The sequence below is a fragment of the Bradyrhizobium sp. Mp19 genome, assembly GCF_029952935.1.
GTDB classification, from domain to species: Bacteria; Pseudomonadota; Alphaproteobacteria; order Rhizobiales; family Xanthobacteraceae; genus Bradyrhizobium; species Bradyrhizobium elkanii.
In genome coordinates this window covers 1-17,935 of sequence record NZ_JASAUT010000054.1, presented here as the reverse complement: position 1 = coordinate 17,935, position 17,935 = coordinate 1, and the positions used below count along the sequence as shown (strand labels likewise).

Genomic DNA, 17,935 nt, shown 5'->3' with positions numbered 1-17,935 from the left:
AATGTCAGTCTTCCGGCGATCGTCGGTTCGTTACGGCCGCACGCCCGAACCAGAAACCCCCTACCAGCGCGCAGCGCAAGTTTGGGATGAGCGCATTGGATCCGCCCGGGTGCAGGCCAGGAACTGGCGGCTGATGGCCTTCGGTTCGCTGATGCTGTCCTGCGGCCTTGCCGGTGGACTCGTCTGGCAATCCACGCACGGCACTGTCGTTCCCTGGGTGGTGCAGGTCGACAAGCTCGGCGAAGCGCAAGTCATGGCGCCCGCTACCGCCGACTACAGGCCGAACGACCCACAGATCGCCTGGTATCTCGCCCACTTCATTCAGATCGTTCGCTCGCTTCCGGCCGACCCGATCATCGTGCGGCACAACTGGCTGCAGGCCTATGATTTCACAACCACGGCGGGCGCGGCGGCGCTGAACGACTACGCCCGCGCCAACGACCCCTTCGCCAATCTCGGCAAGCAGCAGGTCGCGATCGACGTCTCCAGCGTCATCCGCGCCTCGCCCGACAGTTTTCGCGTGGCCTGGGTTGAGCACCGCTTTCAGGACGGGGCGCTCGCCGGCACCACGCGTTGGACCGCGATCCTCACCATCGCGATTCAGCCGCCCACCGACGCCGATCGGCTGCGCAAGAATCCACTCGGCATCTACGTCAACGCCATCAACTGGTCAAAGGAGCTGGGACAATGACCCCGCCGATTTTCGCAAAAGCCGGCGGTCCGGCTTCGCGTTTTTCCATCGTTCATCAAAACCGGAAGGACGGCGATACGTCTTTCCGTAAATCCGCTTTGACGGCTTTGCTGATATCCGTCTCAGCCCTTGGCGGCTGCGCGCACAATTTCATCCCACCCGACATCAGCTACGACACTGCGGAGCCTGCGACGCTCACCGTCGACCCGGCGCCGCCCGTCAAAATCGTGGAGTTGCCCCAGCCGCTGCCACTGCCCGGGCAGTTGAAGCCGCTCGCCGCCGGCAAACGCGTCCCGGAAGCCGCCGATCCAAAGGTTCGCGTCAAACAGGCCAACGCCGCGGCACGGGTGCAGCCGGTCCGCAATGGTTTCATCAACGCAGTACAGGTCTATCCGTTCTCCGGCGGAGCCCTCTACCAGGTCTACACGGCGCCCGGCCAGATCACAGATGTCGCCCTCCAGGAGGGTGAGCAACTCGTCGGCTCCGGTCCGGTTGCCGCCGGTGACACTGTGCGCTGGATCATCGGCGATACCGAGAGCGGCGCGGGCGCGACCAAGAAGATTCATATCCTCGTCAAGCCGACGCGGCCGGATTTGGTCACCAATCTCGTGATCAACACCGATCGGCGGACCTATCTCCTCGAGCTGTGCTCGACGGAAAAGACCTATATGGCCTCGGTCTCCTGGCAGTATCCCGAGGACCAGCTGATTGCGCTTCGGCGGCAGAATGCGGCCGCTGAAACTGCGGCGCCAATTGCGGCTGGCGTCGATCTCGCCTCGATCAACTTCCGCTACTCTATTGAGGGCGACGACCCGGCCTGGCGTCCGCTGCGCGCCTTTGATGACGGCAACAAGGTCTACATCGAGTTCCCAAGCGGTATCGCCCAGGGTGAAATGCCGCCGCTGTTCGTGATAGGTCCAGCCGGCGGCTCCGAACTGGTGAACTACCGAGCAAACCGTAACTACTACATCGTCGACCGCTTGTTCGCCGCCGCCGAATTGCGTCTTGGCGACAAGGATAGTGAGCGGCGCGTGCGCATCGTCCGCACCGACGGAAGGCCGCGCGCATGGCGATAGACAGCGAAGACGAACGTCAGGGCGACATTCCGCCCGTCGCGCCGCCGGACCTGCGGCTCCGAGGCGAGCGGCCCCGTGTCACACGGCTCTCGCGCAAGGTCCTTGTCGGCCTCGGCGCGCTGTCTGCCCTCGCGGTCGCGGGCGCGCTCGGCTACGCGCTCCAGACCGGCAACAAGGCGCAGAGCGGCCAAGAACTGCTCAGCACCCAGAACCGGCCTTCGGCCGAGGGTCTGGCCGGGTTGCCGAAAGACTATACCGGCCTGCCGCGTCAAGCACCGCCGCTCGGGCCGCCGCTGCCCGGCGATCTCGGCAAGCCGATCCTCAACACCGGCGCTGCACCGAACACGATGGCGGCGACGTCAGATCCCGAGACGCAGCGCAGGGGCCAGGAAATCGAGGCGGCGCGGGTCAGCCGCCTCTTTGCCCAAACTGCTCAGCAACCGCAGAGCGTCGGCCAACTCATCCCGAATGCCTCCGCTGGCGCCACGGCCACTCCGGCCGCGACACCGCCCGTCGATGCCGGATCTGCCCAGAACATGCAGGACCGCAAGACGGCCTTCCTCACTGCTCCGACAGACAAGCGCACGGTCAGTCCGGAACGGCTCGAAGCCAAGGCCTCACCTTACGTCGTGCAGGCGGGCACCGTGATTCCGGCTGCGCTCATCACGGGCATTCGTTCCGATCTGCCCGGCCAAGTCACCGCACAGGTGACCGAGGCGGTCTGGGACAGTCCGTCTGGCAAATATCTTCTGATCCCGCAGGGTGCCAAACTGATAGGTCAGTACGATAGCTCCGTCGCGTTCGGCCAGTCCCGCATCCTCCTGGTCTGGACCCGCATCATCATGCCGGATGGCAACTCGATCGTGCTAGAGCGCCAGCCCGGCGCCGACACCGGTGGTTATGCCGGTCTCGAGGATGAGGTCGACAACCACTGGGGCATGCTGTTCAAGGCTGCCGTCCTCTCGACCATGCTCAGCGTCGGAGGCGAGGCGGGCACGAGCCAGAATGAGAACAACCTCGTTCAAGCGATCCGTAGCGGCGCGTCCAACAGCATCAGCCAGACCGGCCAGCAGATCGTGCAGCGCCAGCTCAACATCCAGCCGACGCTGACCATCCGGCCAGGTTTCCCGGTGCGGGTCATCGTTACGCGGGATTTGGTGTTGGCTCCCTACCGCCAGGAGGCAAGCCGATGAGCAAGCTGAAGCTCGGAACCATCCTCGACGATAAGCCGGTGAAGATCGCCGTCGAGTTGCCGGCTGCCGTCCATCGCAATCTCCTCGCCTATGCCGAGGCGATCGCGCGCGAGAGCGGACAGCCGGCACCCGATCCCGCCAAGCTCATCGCTCCGATGATCCAAAGATTCATGGCAACAGACAAGGGGTTTTCAAAGGTGAAACGCGCGGCAACAAATTGATAAGGGGACGATCGTTCAGCGTTGCCTTGCAGAAACGGCCGGGACGAAAGCCCATCAAGTCAAATCCGGTCATAGACCAGCATTTTGCTCACGTAGACGCGTTCAGGTGAACAGGAAGTCAGATGCCATATATCGATGCCACGGGTGTGAAGCTTTATTTTGAGGAAGCCGGGGAAGGTCATCCGATCATTTTCCTGCACGAGTTCGGCTCAGATAGCCGCGGATGGAAAACCCAGGTTCGCTACTTTTCTCGTGCCTATCGCTGCATCACTTTCAACGCTCGCGGATATGCCCCCAGCGACGTTCCTGACGATCCGACGCTATATGGCTGGGAGCTCGCTGTGAACGACATCGCCGCCGTCATGCGTGGCCTCGCTGTCGAACACGCACACCTGGTCGGATTGAGCATGTGCGGATATGCCGCCTTGCAGTTCGGATTACGCTATCCGAAGAGAGCCAGCGCGATTGTCGCGGCCGGTGTGGGATCCGGATCGGCTCCTTCCCAGCAGGACGCCTGGTCGAGAGAAACCTCCATTCTCGCGCGGGCTTTCATCGAGCGCGGGATGGACGCGATGGCCCGGAGAATGGCGCATGGTCAGACTCGTATTCAACTCAAATACAAGGACACACGGAGCTGGGAAGAGTTCCAGGAACGCCTGCGTCACCACTCACCGCTAGGTATGTCGAATACGATGGCGCGCTGTCAGGGGGTGCGACCGCCATTGCATGATCTGGCCGATCAGTTCTCAACGATGCGAACACCGGTATTGCTGGCCCTGGGCGATGAAGACGCGCCCTGCCTTGAGACTAACCTGATGCTGAAAGCAGTGCTTCCCAACGCCGGTCTTTGGATCTGTCCCAACACCGGCCACACCATCAATCTGGAAGAGCCGACAGCATTCAATGCTCAGCTCGACAGCTTTCTAGCCGCCGTCGAGCGTGGGAGCTGGCGCCGCGGGCATCCGGAAATTGAGGCTGAATCCGATCTGAAACTTGAGATGACGTGCGATACACGCACGAAGGCAGTGGCCCGTTACTGCAACACTCCAGGCGCTTCACAGTGAGTCCTCTCATGAAATCCCGGACCGGCGTTCATCTCAGCGAATCCATGTCAACGCGGTTGACCGCCGCGGCTACACGCACGGGAGTCACAAAGTCAGAACTTATTGAAGCCGCGCTCGATAGCTTTCTCGAATCCGATAACGCTGCTGAACATTTCGCGATCGTGGCAGGCCGCCTCACTGAGTTGAACGATCAGATCGGGCGTCTCGGTGCCGATCTCAAGATGGTGAATGAGGCCGTCGCCCTTCACGCGCGCTTTCACTTGGCTGTTACGCCCTCGTTATCGGCGGCAGAGCAGCATATGGCGACTGTGGTGGGCTCAGAACGCTTCGATGAGTTCGCTGCGCAAGTAGGACGTCGTGTTGAGCGGGGGACATCCCTCCTCCGGGAGACGATGAACCGGCGCCTCGTGACGAATAAGAACCGCTGGGCGAGCCACCTTGCGGCAAGCGCGGATCGCCGCACGAATTGCAGGTCTTCAGAACCAGACCGTCGTCTGTCCGACACGGTTGATGGCGGGTCAGAGCCGAATGCTGCCGTGCGGGAGGGCGGCAGCATTCGAACCTTTCCAGACCGGACCAACATCCCGCTACAGCGAGAGATCTAACGGCGCTGAAACCACGCCTTATTCGCGGCCGCCTAGCCCAAGCCGCACCTACGTGCCGCGACGATCAGTTGCAGACGTGATGGGTGTCTCCGCACTTGTCATGCGGGTGTTTCTACCTTTTGCTGTCGGTTATTACCTCTCGTACCTCTTCAGGACAATCAACGCTTTGATCGCCGCTCCCCTGACATCGGAATTGGGGCTCGACGCTGGTGATCTTGGCTTGCTGACTTCGGTCTATTTTCTCACCTTCGCGGTAGCGCAGATACCCGTCGGCATCCTTCTGGATCGATATGGTCCGCGGCTGATCCAGAGCGTGCTGCTGGTTGCTGCTGCGGTCGGCGCCGCATTGTTTGCTACGTCAGACAATTTGCTCATGCTGCTTCTAGGCCGGGCGCTACTCGGTCTCGGCGTCGCCGCGAGCCTGACCGCCGGATTGAAAGCCCTCGTTCTCTGGTTTCCGAAGGACCGTCTTCCGTTTCTCAACGGCCTGATGGTCATGCTCGGTGCATTGGGAGCAGTCACCACGACCTCGCCGGCGCAGTGGTTGCTGGCTTGGGTTGGGTGGAGGACGCTCTTCGCATTGTTAGCTGTCTTCACGGCCGGCTGTTCGGCGATGATCTATCTCGATGATCTATCTCTTGGTGCCGGAGAGTGCATCGGCAACGCCGGTCCTGCGTGGAACAGCCGTGGCCAGCTTGAAGAAGATTTATACCGATCCGCATTTCTGGCGTCTGGCGCCGCTATCAGCGACTTCCGTCGGCACCGCCTGGGCGCTGCAGGGACTTTGGGCAGCGCAGTGGTTCACTGACGTCGAGGGACTTGATCGCGCTGCTTTGGTGCAACATTTGCTTGTCATGACCGTCGCGCTCAGCCTGGGTGCGCTCCTGCTAGGCGTTCTGGCTGATCGGCTGCGTCGCTATGGCATTGGAACAGAGGCGCTCCTCGCGGTCGTCGGCCTTATGTTCATTGCCGTGCAATTCGCGATTATCCTGCGATGGCCGTTGTCATCATACGTCCTGTGGGCCGCTGTGGCCGCCGTCGGCGCAGCTACGGTGCTTAGCTATGCGATCCTGGCTAGTTATTTCCCGAAAGAGCTTGCCGGACGGGCCAATGCTGCGCTGAACGTGTTCCATATCGGTGGAGCGTTTGTCCTGCAATATGCCACTGGCGTCGTCCTTGAACATTGGACGCCTCAGGCGGGGCATTATCCGGAGATCGCGTACCAGATAGCCTTTTTCCTCAATCTTGTCCTTCAGATCATCGCATGGGTCTGGTTCGCTTTCCCGTGGGTGCTTCGGCCGTCGACGAGCGCTAGGTTCAGCGATTAGGGGCGCGAGTCGGCGGCAGCCAAGGTTCAGCCTGCCGGGACTGTGAGCGATCACAGCAAGCACCGGCGAATGTTCGACACCGCGACGCACCTCGTCCAGGAAATGCCGCCCCCCAGGGGTGATCGTGACACCCCGATGCCGATGCTCGAACAGATGCTGCAGTCTTCAGGGATCTCAAAGCTATGCCGATTCTGACGCGTAGCGGCGGCGCGACGACGCCGACCAAGGCTGCCAAGTTGATCGCCAATGGTTGGGCGCTTTATCGCAACCGACCGCGCCTTTGCGAAGGCCCGACGAAATGCTGTTCAGCTCGCATCTGGGGCAGCGGAAATATCAGGATAGCGCTCCCGAAGCAGGTCGAGCAACGGACGCAGCGATGGATTAGCGTTGTCCTGCCGCCAATAAGCGCGCAAGCTCAGCCGCGTCGGCCCCTCGGCATCATGCACCTCGCGGAAGGTGACACCCGGATAGACTGCGCCCGTCGCACTTTCCAATACCAGTAGAATGCCCCAGTCCACGCCGACCAAGGAGAGAAGACGGTCGAGCACCACATCATGGCGAACCAGCGGGCAAGGATCGGAAGACCCCAATTTGCTGTCAAGGAGCTTCAGGAATTCCGGTCCCGGGCCTCGCTGCGACATCAAAAGCGATTCGTGCCTCAGTTCGCCCCAGTGAATTACGTCACGACCTGTCAGCGGATGGTTCGCGGGGAGGGCGGCAACGACACGCTCGCTCCAGAGCAACAATGACCTGTCGCTCCACCTTGGACTGAGGCCGGCCACAAAGGCGACGTCAATCGCGGAGCTGGCGAGATCCGAAATCAGATGGTCGCTCGCTCCGTCAACCAGTTGTCTGTCGACATCGGGGAAGCGGTGCCGGTGCTCGATGAGAGTGGCCCGGAGATTGCCGGCTGACAGGGAAGTGTGGATGCCGATGGTCAATCGGCCGCTCTCACCACGCGAGCGGTTCTTGCCACGAACCGTGATTGCTTCCGTCTCATCAACGAAACGCCGGGCAGCTTCGAGGAATTCCTGCCCTTCAACGGTAGGTCGTGTGCCGCCATTGGTACGCTTAAACAGAGTGACGCCCAACCTGTATTCGAGATTGCGCAGGCCGCGACTAAGAGTGGGTTGCTTGATTCTGAGCGCCTCTGCCGCTTGGCGGAGGCTTCGGTGCTTGGACGCGACGATCGCCCAGCGCAGGTCTCGAAATTCCACAGGCACGGTCGAAACCCTAGGGTAAGTTGCCGGTGACCAATTGACCAATTTTTGTCTTGAATGGCGCACGCCATTTGCTTGCGCTGCTTCTGGATCTTCCAATTTGGCAAGCGCAAAAATGGGCGAGGCTGGAGCCAAAAAAGTTTGGCAAGTTTGCCTTTCATTTGCTTGCGCTGCTTCAACCCGCCAATTCGGCCTCGAAAGGGCCATCAAAAGACATCCGCCCTCCGGGCCGGTTAAGACCCTGCCGCCATTTGCTCAGTACCTAGGCTCGCTGGAGGCACGAGAAGCGCAAGCTCTTCTAACTTCATGTTTCGGGTAAACTGCTATGATTCCAAATGACAGTGAACCAATCGCCAACCCAACCCGATCATGAAAAAGCCTCCCGAACGACCCGAGAAGCAGTCTTTTCGATTGAAATGGGTAGAACGGGGAAAATCCGTTTTTGTGACCGAGCGTGTGATCCTACACGAGGTAATTTTGCGACAGGGCAACAGAAACCGACTGAGCTTCAGGTCAGCTTGGTTGTCCGCCTAAATGCTGTCCGCCAACGGCGCGCAACTGAGGATCGAAGTCGACAGGTTTTTGACGACAGTTCAGGCGGCCTGAGCGAACTAGAAGTATAACTGAATCATCGGGATGAAAGCCTCCCACCTATCCAAGTTAAGGCCTAGCTGCCCGCCTTGCCTTTCTTCTAATCCGCAATTCCTTTTCTGCTACCGATTTTCGGGGTAACTCAATCTTACCCAACTTCAGCGTGAAAGGGCGCTTGAGACCAAAAAATGGCGATTAGCCTTTCAGTACTACGGCCCCTGGAAGAGGAGGGGCGCGCGGATTACGGGTCGAAGAGCCCAGGAGGGATTAATGCCAAGGACGCACGCCGTTTTTCGCGGCTATTCGATGAATCTTGCCCGAAACGCTCTCATCTGCTCCACCCTTCTGGCGCGAACGGTTGGATACAGCGACTGGGGCGGTGTCATCCCCGCTAGGGATTGTCCCGGAAGCATGACGCTGGCAGCAATTACAAGCGCGCCAGAACCATAGACGAGATAGTTGTTGGAGGAGTTTGAACTGAGCGTGGTCGTGCCTGAAGAAACAAGATTGGTTGTCACGGCTTGCTCCAAATAGATTACGGAAACTTGGACGAGCTTAATTAGTCAAATTCGGTATCGGTCCTCGCCTGCCGGATCGGCCCAGCAAGGCCACCTTGGATCCTCTGATTGTATTCCCCAACCGCGGCATGCGTGCGCAGCACGCTGTTCACCATCTCGAACATGTCGTGCATGCGCTGCTCGGAGACCGGGCTCTCGACCACGACGACGAGCTCGGGCTTGTTCGAGGACGCGCGCACCAGGCCCCAGCTGCCGTCCTCGACCGTGACGCGTCCGCCGTTGACGGTGACGAGATCGCGGATCGCCTGGCCGCCGATCCTGGCGCCCTTGGCCTGCAAGCCTTCAAAATGCTTCACCACCTGGTCGATGACGCCGTACTTGGTCTCGTCGGCGCAATGCGGCGACATGGTCGGCGACGACCAGGTTTTCGGCAGCGCGTTCTTCAAATCGGCCATCGACTTGCCCGGCGCGCGGTCGAGCATGTCGCAGATCGCGAGCGCCGACACCAGGCCGTCGTCATAGCCGCGCCCATACGGCTTGTTGAAGAAGAAGTGGCCGGACTTCTCGAAGCCCGCGAGCGCACCCGTCTCGTGGGTGCGGCGCTTCATGTAGGAATGGCCGGTCTTCCAATAAGCGACCTTGGCGCCCTGCTTCTGCAGCACGGGATCGGTGACGAACAGGCCGGTCGACTTCACGTCGACGATGAACTGCGCGTCCTTGTGGATCGCCGACATGTCGCGGGCGAGCATCACGCCGACCTTGTCGGCGAAGATTTCCTCGCCGGTGTTGTCGACGACGCCGCAGCGATCGCCGTCACCGTCGAAGCCGAGACCGACATCGGCCTTGTGATGCAGCACCGCATCGCGGATCGCGTGCAGCATCTCCATGTCTTCCGGATTCGGATTGTATTTCGGGAAGGTGTGGTCGAGCTCGGTGTCGAGCGGGATCACCTCGCAGCCGATCGCCTCCAGCACCTGCGGCGCGAACGCGCCGGCCGTGCCATTGCCGCGGGCCGCGACGACCTTGAGCTTGCGGGTCAGCTTCGGACGGCTGGTGAGGTCGGCGATGTAGCGCGCCGGATAGTTCTCGTGGAACTGGTAGGAGCCGCCGGCCTTGTTCTTGAATTCGGCGTTGAGCACGATTTCCTTCAGCCGCGTCATCTCGTCGGGGACGAAGGTCAGCGGGCGGTTGGCGCCCATCTTCACGCCGGTCCAGCCATTGTCGTTGTGCGAGGCCGTGACCATGGCGCAGCAGGGCACGTCGAGGTCGAACTGCGCGAAATAGGCCATCGGCGTCACCGCGAGCCCGATGTCGTGCACCTTGCAGCCCGCAGCCATCAGGCCGGAAATCAGCGCATATTTGATCGAGGCCGAATAGCCGCGGAAATCATGGCCGGTGACGATCTCCTGCTTGACGCCGAGCTCCGCAATCAGCGCGCCCAGCCCCATGCCGAGCGCCTGGATCCCCATCAGGTTGATTTCCTTCTGGAACAACCAGCGCGCGTCGTATTCGCGAAAACCCGTGGCCTTCACCATCGGCTCGGATTCGAAGGCATAGGTGTTGGGCAACAAGACGGATTTCGGCTTGGGGAACATTGAGACAATCTCAGAAATGCGAGGAATTGACCGCCGCCATAGCGAATGCCCAGGCCGAGGTATCGCGGGCATCACACAATGGACAAGGTAGGCTTGTTGGCTAAGTCTTGGTCAGCTTTCCGTCATCGAAAACCAGGAAACGTTGACCTGCACAGCGAGAAGAATGCAGCCGGCCGGCCAGTTTGGATGGGCGGGGTTATAGAAGCCGGGACAATAGCGAGACTAGCTCAGCTTGCCGCCTGGTCCCGGTTCGCAAAAAGACAGCTTTCAGATGGTTTCGCGCTGTCCCCGACGAAATGTTCATATAAAATGCAATTTCTTCCAGCGACTTTCCCTCCACCAGCAGCGATGCGAGACGAGCCTGCGCGGGAGTCAATCCAAAGATCTCCATGACAGAGCTCTGCGAGACGCGAGGTATTTCATTCAGATCAGTCAGGATCAGAAGGGCGCCCATGTCCGGGAGGAGGGGATCGCCTGCACTTTCCCAGTCCTGAACGATGGCATCAATGACAATCGGCCGGCGCTGACTCCGGGTGACAACTGTTTGCAAGGTGCTACGGCCCGGTTTGCCAGACAAAAAGCGGACCTGAGTGATCAGTCGGTCCAGCCTCAGTCGTGACTGAGCATCCGCTGCAAACAGACGCCGTCCCTTCACCGATAGATCGTCATCGAAAAGCTTCGACGCGTTGTCGTTGACAGCCGCCACGAAGCCATTCTGATCGATCAAAATCGCAGGCCGGCCCAATAGATCAAGCGTACCAATCATACTGGGCCGTTCCCCACGAGCGATGCGCAATTCACTCGGGCAAAACAAAGCTCCTTTCGGACCTGCCCCCGTTCTCTCGTCACCCTCAAGCATAGCAACAGTTCAAAAAATGGTTCGCATAACTAATGCTGAAAACGCCATCGTCCCATGTCTCAACTTATAGCTGCGTGCGTCAAAGTGGACAGTCCCATTTGAGATATGTTTCGCACTAATTTCTAGAGTTTCAGACTGAGTCCGTAGGCTACGGACCTTTCGGGCGCGCGATGAATAAGCGCTCGCTGCGTTTGCCCGTTCGAATTCAGCGCTTCTTCGCCGGCATTCGAGCTGCGCGATCGATGCAAAAGTGAAAATCTAACTAGTCATAGGAAGAAGCCGCTGATCTTCGCAGTCCTGCCTGCACAAATCCGGCGAACTTTCCCATTTTTGTGCTGAATTTGATCACGGCAGGCTCTCTTGAACGCGCCTCCTGATTTTGCCTCGCGCCGCGAACCCTCTAACGCAGAGCGGGCTTCACCCTGAGTGGCTCCGGGCTCTGGTACGCCACTGCTTTCGATCTCCCTAGGAGGCGTAGATGCCTTTGGGAACTTGAAAACCAAGGGAAAAATAGCCGAGACTAGCGCGTCGAGAGCACATCGCTCCTCGGACAGACGTCTTTCGACATACTGGCGGTCAAGCCCCGCGACCTCTGTTTCAAGCAAACGGCGATAGCGGTGGATGCGGTTACGGTGGGTTCGCATGGCGGCGAGCGTTTCGCTGATCATCGGCAGAATCTCATTCGAAATCAAATCCTCTCCTCCTTAACCGCGTGCCTGCGGTGGAGCATAGCTGACTCCGCGGAGCGCTGTGATTTGATGTCCTTTCTCTAGGGACAGCCCTGAAGGGTCAATTGGGTTCGTAACGCGCCGCTTCTGTACGTAACGTACAATGAATCCAGCGGGCGCCGTCCGGACAGTGAATATGGCAAGCCAGATGTTGCGCCCTGTTCTGCCGAAAGCAAGACATTCTGAGGGGCGCGCAAAGCCCGATCGCTAGCTGAGAGCTGTTCGTTTGCCCGAGGCACTCACGGGCCCTGCTCGTCATCGTCGCCGCTAGCCGATGAAGCTGAAGCCGACCTTGCTGACCTGTACGACGAGCGCGGCGACCTCAAGCCCATAGACGCTTGGCCGGAAATTTGGCGGCAAGGCCTCGTTGCCGGTGTCGAGATCGACGCGCTATACGAAGGGGCGGGCGAGGAGCGTAGGCAAGTCGGTCACGTCAAGAAGATCAGGTTGAGTGATCGACTGCGCCGCCTGGAGCTGATCGGCAAGCATGTTCGCGTCAATGCGTTCCAGGAGCGGGTTGAGTTTAGCCTGTTGGAAGGACTGGGAGAGCGCATCGATCGCGCCAAGGCTCGCGCAGCATCTCTTCCAGCGCTTCCGGCTCCGCCGATCGTGAAGGTCGCGTCTGCTCCTCTCCCTTCGCGTGTAGAGCAGCCAGCGCCAGCCGCACCACCTGCGCCGCCGTCACCACCACCGCCGCTGCCGAAGCCGGCTTACAAGCCGATCATGCCCGCGCCTGAACCCGCAGCACCGTGGCCGTCGTTCGGCGGCTTCGCTGCGACCGACTACGATCCCACCTAGCAAAAAACGAAATGCTCCATCATGGCAACAATCGCTGCCAACATCGCCACCATCCAAGCCCAAGCCGCCGTTCTCGACACGCTAATTGGGCAATTTGCCGCCGCCAAAGCGTTGATCGACGCGGCCGAACTCGACATTCGCAGTCAGCAAGCCTAAGCGTGGACTTGCACAGGTTTCGCTGCGCTGTCTGCAATCACGCACTTACGACATTCGCAGCGCATGAAGATTCCATGCATTCCAATGGCCGGTGGCTTCAAGGCGATTTGCGCCCACCGAAGTAAGCCGCGCTGCAAGTCGTGACCGAAGGCGAGACGCCGCGGCTGCCGGAAGGTTTCAGGGTCGAGCTCGACAAGGACGGTTGGCGGCACTGATTCGCGCGAAGCGCCGATGGCCTCAATGCATCTGCCGCTCTGACTGATCTTCACTAATCCGCCAGCCGCGTAGGGCATGACCATGTCCGATGACTGGACCAAACGAGCGACGAACATCCTTCGAGAACTTCATGCTGCCGAGACGGAGCTAATCGGCAGGGGGGCTATCCTGACCGACGGTAAGGCGGGGACGGTTGATCACGTCTTCCTTGACGAGGTGCACGGGCTCCGGATCTCGATCGGTGGCCACGACGGCAAGTGGCCGATTTCGACTCTGAAGCTTCTAGACTCCGGTTTCGCCAGATAGCGCAGGCGGTGTCAGCCCGTGGCAATGACCGATCAAGGCTGGGGCGCCCGTTCGAGGATGATCCGATCGAGGTAGACGGGCGCAAGCTGGGGGGTGGCATCATGTGGGCCTTGCACCTCGGAGGGCCGACACCAGATGGCGGGCCACTGCGCAAGAAGGGCAAACCGTGCAGGGTGATCCGATGAGCCAAATAAACCAGACCGGCCGTAGGATTATCTACGTCATGATGGTGGTCGTGGTGCTGGTGGTCATCTGGCAGATTCTCACGCCGCTTTGAGAAGGCCCGCCAGATAGCTTGTCCGCCCGGTCACCGTCCGCGGTGATCACTCGGTGACCGGGCGCCCAGCGCGGTGCGCGGCAGCGAGGCGGAGCCTGGCCGAGTAAGCCAGTCACAGTTTACCTGGAGTGGCAGCCATGATGCAGAACGTTGTAGCCGGATGCGTCGCAGTGGCTTTGATTATCCTGGCCTTGATTGGCTTCGCCCAAACGCACCGTGAATGTTGGCACGGGCACGTGCTCCTAACCCATGAGCCCTGCGGATCCGTCAGCCCTTCAATATAGGAACAACCATTTTCCGCTGATCTGGGCGCGGGACCGAAGCCCCGCGCTCTCGTCGTTCACCGCCTCGGCCGGCGGGCGCAAAACCGCTGTCGATCGCAGTGAGCGCTTTTCCACACCCACGACGCGCAGTAGCTCGCGCGCGGTCCGAGCCACTAGTAATCGATAATTTGACTGTCGCCCGCGCAGCGGTTGGATCTCGGCATGCCTCACCCTGCCCGCCGCCACACGCCCACGCACGCCGAGGGTCGGCCAATCAAGATCACCTTTGGCGAGATGCGCGAGATGGGCTTGCGCGGCGTCCTCATGTATTGCCCCTGCGGCCGTCACGTTGCGCTCGGCACCGATCGCTGGCCCGACGATGTTCGGCTGTCAGATGTCGAGCCGCGCTTCGTCTGCACCGCCTGCGCCGGGCGCGGCGCAGACGTACGACCGGATTTCAACTGGAACGCAAAAGGGCCGATCGGCGACATGGGCTATCGGTAGCCACCTTAAAAACGGCCCCGGCCATGGGGGCTTTTGAAGTGTGGAGGCCGGGGCCGTTGGAGGTGACCTTGGCGGTAATGGGGTCGCCAGGTGGTGACGAGCATAGGAAAAACCGGCAATCAGTTCTGTCCACTTGTGCCCAAAGCGGTATAGTTCCTCATCGGGAACGGAACCGGTCGCAATGAAGGACATGCAGGCTCAGTTAGAAAAGCTCCGCACGGATGCTGCCGAGTGCGCCTTGATCCGCGATCTTGCTACTGAACCCAAGAAGCGAGATGTTCACAAGGCTGGCCGAGCATCTGACAGTTCTGGCCGACGAGGTTGAACGCGCCATTGCTGCCGCGAGACCTGAGCTGAAGCGGAAGGAATGACGGAACGAGGCTGGGGTCGGCGTTTCGAGGATCCGATCACGATCGGCGATCGCATACTGGTGACGCAGCTCGACGCCGGCGAGTACATCGCCGCGTCGCCGAAGAAAGAGCACGCCGCATCGGAATGGCAAGCCGCGATGAAGGTGGAGGCCCGAGTATGTTTGCCAGCATCGGGGTCATGCGGGCATTGAACCGCCACCACGTCCCGGAGTTTAACCCGAAGGGCAAAGAGCCTCACTGGGGCCGGCGCAAGCTGAAGAGGGACCAATAAGGCGCCGCCAACTGAGGCGGCCTTACTCTCTCACAGGATGCAAGTCGGACGGCTGTACGGCGAGCCGATAAGCAATCTCCCGGGAGCCGTCGAAGACCTCTAGGACGCGCTCACAGATCAGGCACTTGTAGTGCCCGGCGTTGCCCTTGCGGGATTCAAGTTCGATCCGGCGAGATCCCGCCGAACAATCAGGGCACGTCACGTCGCCTTTCTTCATGTGACAGTTATGATGCAGGCTACCGCAGGGGTCAAAGGTTAGTGTTTGCCCGACGGAACGCAGCTGGGACCAGTACGCCCCGAATGGGAAAAGCCGCAGCGTGGTTCCAGCCCCACTGCGGCATTCCCGGAATAACAAAAAAATTAGTGCTCAAATCGCGCCGGTGTTCCTTCAGTAGAACACCCCGTTCCGAAAATGGAGTCCGGACAACTACCGGACTTCGGTTTTCTACGTATTGTCACTTGGAGGGCCGACATGGCTGGGCATGGCAATTCCAGCCCCAATGCTCCCGGTTGCCGATCCAATTGCGGATTTGAGCGCCGGGAGTGCTAGGCCCACCAGCGTGAACCGGCGCCCACCGTAAATTTCCCAAGGTCAAAAAAAAGAACCGCCGACCTTGGTAACTAAGGCCATCAGCTGAGGCTGCTTACCTCTGCTCGTTCCTCGCACGGGAAGCCAGTCTATCCAGCTGGCCAGCCAAACCCACGAAACTTCGGGCGATGTTTTTCAGGGCGGCGGCGCGATCCTTGGAAATGCCGCTCACGCCAGAAAGTCTCTTGTAGTGGTTAGCCTGCTCGCGGCACTCAGCAATGTTGATCAATGGCTCAGCCTTCCTGTTGCCCGCGCGGGACGTGGGATCGCCTTTCCCCGCTGGCTTGCCTTCTACCATGTTAGGCCCTTAAATCAGGTTCGGACACTGGGTTAGATACGGACAGCGCCGGCTCGAGTTTTGAAAAGGAACACAACGGTGGGCGTCTATGTGAACACCGCCAAGCAGGTCGGCGACGTCGATCACATCAAGTCTTCGCGACGGTGGACGCCGCGGAACGATGGTTCGAGGAGAACGACCCGGAGGGCGTCGCCTTCGAATACGATGTGATCGAGTGATGTGGAGCGGATAATCAGCGCCACATCGTTGGTGGGTTCAAGGCCTTGCGACCCGCCGCTTTCAACGCGTCGGTTGAGAGCTGTCCATGTGCCGCAGCATCGAGCAGCTTCGAAGCAACGTACGCTCTGGCGCCCGTTTCGCTTACAGGAATATTTTCGCAAACTTCGTCGAGCACCGCCCTGAGCAGCGCAGTCATTTCAGCATCAAACACGCCGAACTCCCGAAATTGAGAGGATCCTGAACGCTGCACAAGCGGAATATATTCGCTTGGCAGCGTTCGCCGCGTATTCCGGTCTGGGCTCCGAAATCCCAGCGCCTACAAAATTGGCACCTGTACGTCAAAGTAATGTGACAGCTTCCTCGGCCACATCAACGGGCGTTTGCAGGGCCTCCCCAAAGGCCCTTACCAAGGAGGATAGAGCGCGACGAACAGCCCGAGGCCGGCAAGAAGTATTGCCCACGCGACGGCCTGACGATTGCGAAGCGAGCCACGGTTCATTTGCGAGCCTTCTTACGAGACTTTCGCGTAACCGAGGCCGCAGGATTTGACCCGTCGAACACAATGACGTCGAAGAGCGTCTTCGCGTCATCGGATAGGATCCCCAACCAACATCGCTTCTAATTCGGCGGCTGTCGTTGGGACAATCCCACCATTCGGCCGAACAGGCATAGTCGACACTTCATCTCAGAAAAAACCAAATAGCCTCCCATAGGCCCGGGCGACGGGCTCGGTGCCAGGCGTCGTGCGTCGCTCGCTGTCGGGGCGTCATCGCGGCCAGGCGCTCGGCGCGCTGTTTGGCATATCTCTGTTGCTGCCGAACCTTGCGGTTGAACCGCGTCGCGCCGGCAGGTGTTGAGGCGTCCCCGTACTGTGGCAGATGCCAAGCCTTTCCGATCCGAAACGACAGATACGCATGCCCCTTGACGACGTTGCGCTCGACGTTTGGTGGCAGTTTGCGAGGCATGGCCTACCTCTCCCAACCAACATCGGCGTCAACGCCGGTCGCGTGCTCTTCCCCGTGGTGAGGCAGAGCGTCGATCGCGCTCGAGTTCGCGAACGTCCCAAGCCAGTCGTCTCGTACCCGGAATGACCCGCGGCTTGGGCATGCTTCCCGCCGTCACGAGAAGGTCAAACGTGTTCGGGCTAACCGAGGCATATGCTGCGGAGGCCTCACGATCGATTAGGCGCGGCGGCAGAGTTGGCGGCAATGCAGCTTGACGTGCCACTACCGCTTCTCCCCATCCTCCATTTCGAGAGCGACTGCCCCAACTCGGAGATCGGCTGCTTTTAATGGCGGCATTCCGCCGCTTCGCGGCGCTGACGACAGAAAGAGCATTGCGGTCATCATGCCAATGATGTGCAAACAGGTGTGTAATATGAATGGCCCTCTGGGGCTATCTAGCTGATTTTATTGTATTATTTTCTTTAAATGGCGCTCCCTAGCGGAATGTAACCACAGGTAATGATGAGATTTCCTATTATATTTCAATATGTTAAAATCTTGCCGTTTCGACGTGTATCTACGCGGTGTATCTACTTTTTGGGTCGGTAGCCGACTCGGCTACCGAAACTAACGAGTCGATGAGGGGCGGTAGAGCGCAAACCCATAACTATACAACTTGTAACAAAACTTGATTTGACTTTTCGTATTGCGGTTGAGGTCCCGTTCTGCTATGTACCACTCATGGCGACGTTGCGCGATTCGAGGGCGCGCCCGTGACTGCCTGACGGACACCTTGTCCGTCATCGGCTCATAGCCGAGGTAATGCAGCCGCTCAGCGGCAACGCTAACCGAAAATTCCCACACCCATGACCACTTTAAATGCGTCTGCGGTTACCGCTGATCGCCTTGACGCGGCCCTCGACCTCAGAGCTGGCCCCGGTTGTTTGGACAGCGCCGCGCTGGATTTAAGTGGATTCCTGCCGGGTTATGCTGAACGCGGGGCTTTACGATTTTGTCGTTGCGTCGGGAGGGCG

At 59.8% G+C, this 17,935-nt stretch carries 19 protein-coding genes and 2 pseudogenes; 15 read left to right on the top strand and 6 right to left on the bottom strand.

Features of this window, described 5'->3' with window-relative positions; genetic code table 11:
• The first annotated feature begins 1 nt into the window (after window position 1).
• The 9 genes and pseudogenes from trbF to QJT82_RS45655 all read left to right on the top strand — a co-directional run bounded on the left by trbF (window position 2) and on the right by QJT82_RS45655 (window position 6,520).
• On the top strand, window positions 2-691 hold the full coding sequence (gene trbF, locus QJT82_RS36285) for a conjugal transfer protein TrbF (protein ID WP_011090989.1): 690 nt from the start codon (window positions 2-4) through the stop codon (window positions 689-691).
• Window positions 688-1,767 carry a P-type conjugative transfer protein TrbG gene (gene trbG, locus QJT82_RS36280; RefSeq protein WP_011090988.1) on the top strand — a complete coding sequence of 360 codons (1,080 nt, stop codon included), beginning with the start codon at window positions 688-690 and terminating at the stop codon, window positions 1,765-1,767. Before trbF ends, trbG begins: the two co-directional genes overlap by 4 nt.
• On the top strand, window positions 1,758-2,960 hold the full coding sequence (locus tag QJT82_RS36275) for a TrbI/VirB10 family protein (protein ID WP_011090987.1): 1,203 nt from the start codon (window positions 1,758-1,760) through the stop codon (window positions 2,958-2,960). The genes trbG and QJT82_RS36275 overlap by 10 nt, the downstream gene beginning before the upstream one ends.
• Window positions 2,957-3,181, top strand: coding sequence for a DUF2274 domain-containing protein (locus QJT82_RS36270; protein WP_011090986.1), 225 nt, complete (start codon window positions 2,957-2,959; stop codon window positions 3,179-3,181). Before QJT82_RS36275 ends, QJT82_RS36270 begins: the two co-directional genes overlap by 4 nt.
• A 122-nt stretch (window positions 3,182-3,303) precedes the next feature.
• Window positions 3,304-4,245, top strand: a complete 942-nt coding sequence (locus QJT82_RS36265; protein WP_011090985.1) for an alpha/beta hydrolase — start codon at window positions 3,304-3,306, stop codon at window positions 4,243-4,245.
• An 8-nt stretch (window positions 4,246-4,253) separates the two neighbouring features.
• Window positions 4,254-4,850 carry a ribbon-helix-helix domain-containing protein gene (locus QJT82_RS36260; RefSeq protein WP_161170741.1) on the top strand — a complete coding sequence of 199 codons (597 nt, stop codon included), beginning with the start codon at window positions 4,254-4,256 and terminating at the stop codon, window positions 4,848-4,850.
• Window positions 4,756-5,415: pseudogene (locus QJT82_RS36255) on the top strand (MFS transporter); the annotation flags it as partial. The gene QJT82_RS36260 and the pseudogene QJT82_RS36255, both read left to right, overlap by 95 nt.
• A gap of 121 nt (window positions 5,416-5,536) precedes the next feature.
• On the top strand, window positions 5,537-6,178 hold the full coding sequence (locus QJT82_RS36250; protein ID WP_323670425.1) for a hypothetical protein: 642 nt from the start codon (window positions 5,537-5,539) through the stop codon (window positions 6,176-6,178).
• Window positions 6,179-6,424: 246 nt separating this feature from the next.
• A complete protein-coding gene (locus tag QJT82_RS45655; protein ID WP_301309069.1) occupies window positions 6,425-6,520 on the top strand; it encodes a hypothetical protein in 96 nt (31 codons plus the stop codon).
• On the opposite strand, the gene QJT82_RS36245 is transcribed toward QJT82_RS45655, so the two are convergent.
• The 5 genes from QJT82_RS36245 to QJT82_RS36225 all read right to left on the bottom strand — a co-directional run bounded on the left by QJT82_RS36245 (window position 6,484) and on the right by QJT82_RS36225 (window position 11,653).
• Window positions 6,484-7,605, bottom strand: coding sequence for a LysR substrate-binding domain-containing protein (locus tag QJT82_RS36245; RefSeq protein WP_011090981.1), 1,122 nt, complete (start codon window positions 7,603-7,605; stop codon window positions 6,484-6,486). The two genes, QJT82_RS45655 and QJT82_RS36245, sit on opposite strands and share 37 nt — an antisense overlap.
• Window positions 7,606-8,288: 683 nt before the next feature.
• Window positions 8,289-8,507: a hypothetical protein gene (locus tag QJT82_RS36240; RefSeq protein WP_125459388.1), complete on the bottom strand. Its 219-nt coding sequence runs from the start codon at window positions 8,505-8,507 to the stop codon at window positions 8,289-8,291.
• A 41-nt stretch (window positions 8,508-8,548) separates the two neighbouring features.
• Window positions 8,549-10,102, bottom strand: coding sequence for a phosphomannomutase/phosphoglucomutase (locus tag QJT82_RS36235; RefSeq protein ID WP_049801880.1), 1,554 nt, complete (start codon window positions 10,100-10,102; stop codon window positions 8,549-8,551).
• A 196-nt stretch (window positions 10,103-10,298) separates the two neighbouring features.
• Window positions 10,299-10,868 (bottom strand): helix-turn-helix transcriptional regulator, encoded by a 570-nt coding sequence (locus QJT82_RS36230; RefSeq protein ID WP_016848068.1) that lies wholly within the window; start codon window positions 10,866-10,868, stop codon window positions 10,299-10,301.
• Between the two features lie 359 nt (window positions 10,869-11,227).
• Window positions 11,228-11,653 carry a hypothetical protein gene (locus QJT82_RS36225; protein WP_223153798.1) on the bottom strand — a complete coding sequence of 142 codons (426 nt, stop codon included), beginning with the start codon at window positions 11,651-11,653 and terminating at the stop codon, window positions 11,228-11,230.
• A 483-nt stretch (window positions 11,654-12,136) separates the two neighbouring features.
• Here QJT82_RS36225 and QJT82_RS36220 point away from each other — a divergent pair, with 483 nt between their 5' ends.
• The 6 genes and pseudogenes from QJT82_RS36220 (at window position 12,137) to QJT82_RS36195 (ending at window position 14,771) form a co-directional block, all read left to right on the top strand.
• Window positions 12,137-12,487: a hypothetical protein gene (locus QJT82_RS36220; RefSeq protein ID WP_161170744.1), complete on the top strand. Its 351-nt coding sequence runs from the start codon at window positions 12,137-12,139 to the stop codon at window positions 12,485-12,487.
• Window positions 12,488-12,508: 21 nt separating this feature from the next.
• Entirely contained in the window at window positions 12,509-12,643 is a 135-nt protein-coding gene (locus QJT82_RS36215; protein ID WP_016847164.1) for a hypothetical protein, read from the top strand.
• 291 nt (window positions 12,644-12,934) lie between these two features.
• Window positions 12,935-13,165: a hypothetical protein gene (locus tag QJT82_RS36210; protein WP_016847165.1), complete on the top strand. Its 231-nt coding sequence runs from the start codon at window positions 12,935-12,937 to the stop codon at window positions 13,163-13,165.
• A 762-nt stretch (window positions 13,166-13,927) separates the two neighbouring features.
• Window positions 13,928-14,209 carry a hypothetical protein gene (locus QJT82_RS36205; protein ID WP_011090974.1) on the top strand — a complete coding sequence of 94 codons (282 nt, stop codon included), beginning with the start codon at window positions 13,928-13,930 and terminating at the stop codon, window positions 14,207-14,209.
• 181 nt (window positions 14,210-14,390) lie between these two features.
• Window positions 14,391-14,580, top strand: a pseudogene (locus QJT82_RS36200) (hypothetical protein).
• Window positions 14,577-14,771 (top strand): hypothetical protein, encoded by a 195-nt coding sequence (locus tag QJT82_RS36195; RefSeq protein WP_011090973.1) that lies wholly within the window; start codon window positions 14,577-14,579, stop codon window positions 14,769-14,771. The pseudogene QJT82_RS36200 and the gene QJT82_RS36195 overlap by 4 nt, the downstream one beginning before the upstream one ends.
• Window positions 14,772-15,970: 1,199 nt before the next feature.
• Here QJT82_RS36195 and QJT82_RS36190 read toward each other — a convergent pair.
• Window positions 15,971-16,168, bottom strand: a complete 198-nt coding sequence (locus QJT82_RS36190; protein ID WP_028144135.1) for a hypothetical protein — start codon at window positions 16,166-16,168, stop codon at window positions 15,971-15,973.
• Window positions 16,169-17,935: the final 1,767 nt, after the last annotated feature.

Bases quoted from the DNA above. Each gene is read 5' to 3' on its own strand.
- trbF (WP_011090989.1), top strand. From the start codon at position 2: ATGTCAGTCTTCCGGCGATCGTCGGTTCGTTACGGCCGCACGCCCGAA.
- trbG (WP_011090988.1), top strand. From the start codon at position 688: ATGACCCCGCCGATTTTCGCAAAAGCCGGCGGTCCGGCTTCGCGTTTT.
- QJT82_RS36275 (WP_011090987.1), top strand. From the start codon at position 1,758: ATGGCGATAGACAGCGAAGACGAACGTCAGGGCGACATTCCGCCCGTC.
- QJT82_RS36270 (WP_011090986.1), top strand. From the start codon at position 2,957: ATGAGCAAGCTGAAGCTCGGAACCATCCTCGACGATAAGCCGGTGAAG.
- QJT82_RS36265 (WP_011090985.1), top strand. From the start codon at position 3,304: ATGCCATATATCGATGCCACGGGTGTGAAGCTTTATTTTGAGGAAGCC.
- QJT82_RS36260 (WP_161170741.1), top strand. From the start codon at position 4,254: ATGAAATCCCGGACCGGCGTTCATCTCAGCGAATCCATGTCAACGCGG.
- QJT82_RS45655 (WP_301309069.1), top strand. From the start codon at position 6,425: ATGGTTGGGCGCTTTATCGCAACCGACCGCGCCTTTGCGAAGGCCCGA.
- QJT82_RS36245 (WP_011090981.1), bottom strand. From the start codon at position 7,605: ATGGCCCTTTCGAGGCCGAATTGGCGGGTTGAAGCAGCGCAAGCAAAT.
- QJT82_RS36235 (WP_049801880.1), bottom strand. From the start codon at position 10,102: ATGTTCCCCAAGCCGAAATCCGTCTTGTTGCCCAACACCTATGCCTTC.
- QJT82_RS36230 (WP_016848068.1), bottom strand. From the start codon at position 10,868: ATGATTGGTACGCTTGATCTATTGGGCCGGCCTGCGATTTTGATCGAT.
- QJT82_RS36215 (WP_016847164.1), top strand. From the start codon at position 12,509: ATGGCAACAATCGCTGCCAACATCGCCACCATCCAAGCCCAAGCCGCC.
- QJT82_RS36210 (WP_016847165.1), top strand. From the start codon at position 12,935: ATGACCATGTCCGATGACTGGACCAAACGAGCGACGAACATCCTTCGA.
- QJT82_RS36205 (WP_011090974.1), top strand. From the start codon at position 13,928: ATGCCTCACCCTGCCCGCCGCCACACGCCCACGCACGCCGAGGGTCGG.
- QJT82_RS36195 (WP_011090973.1), top strand. From the start codon at position 14,577: ATGACGGAACGAGGCTGGGGTCGGCGTTTCGAGGATCCGATCACGATC.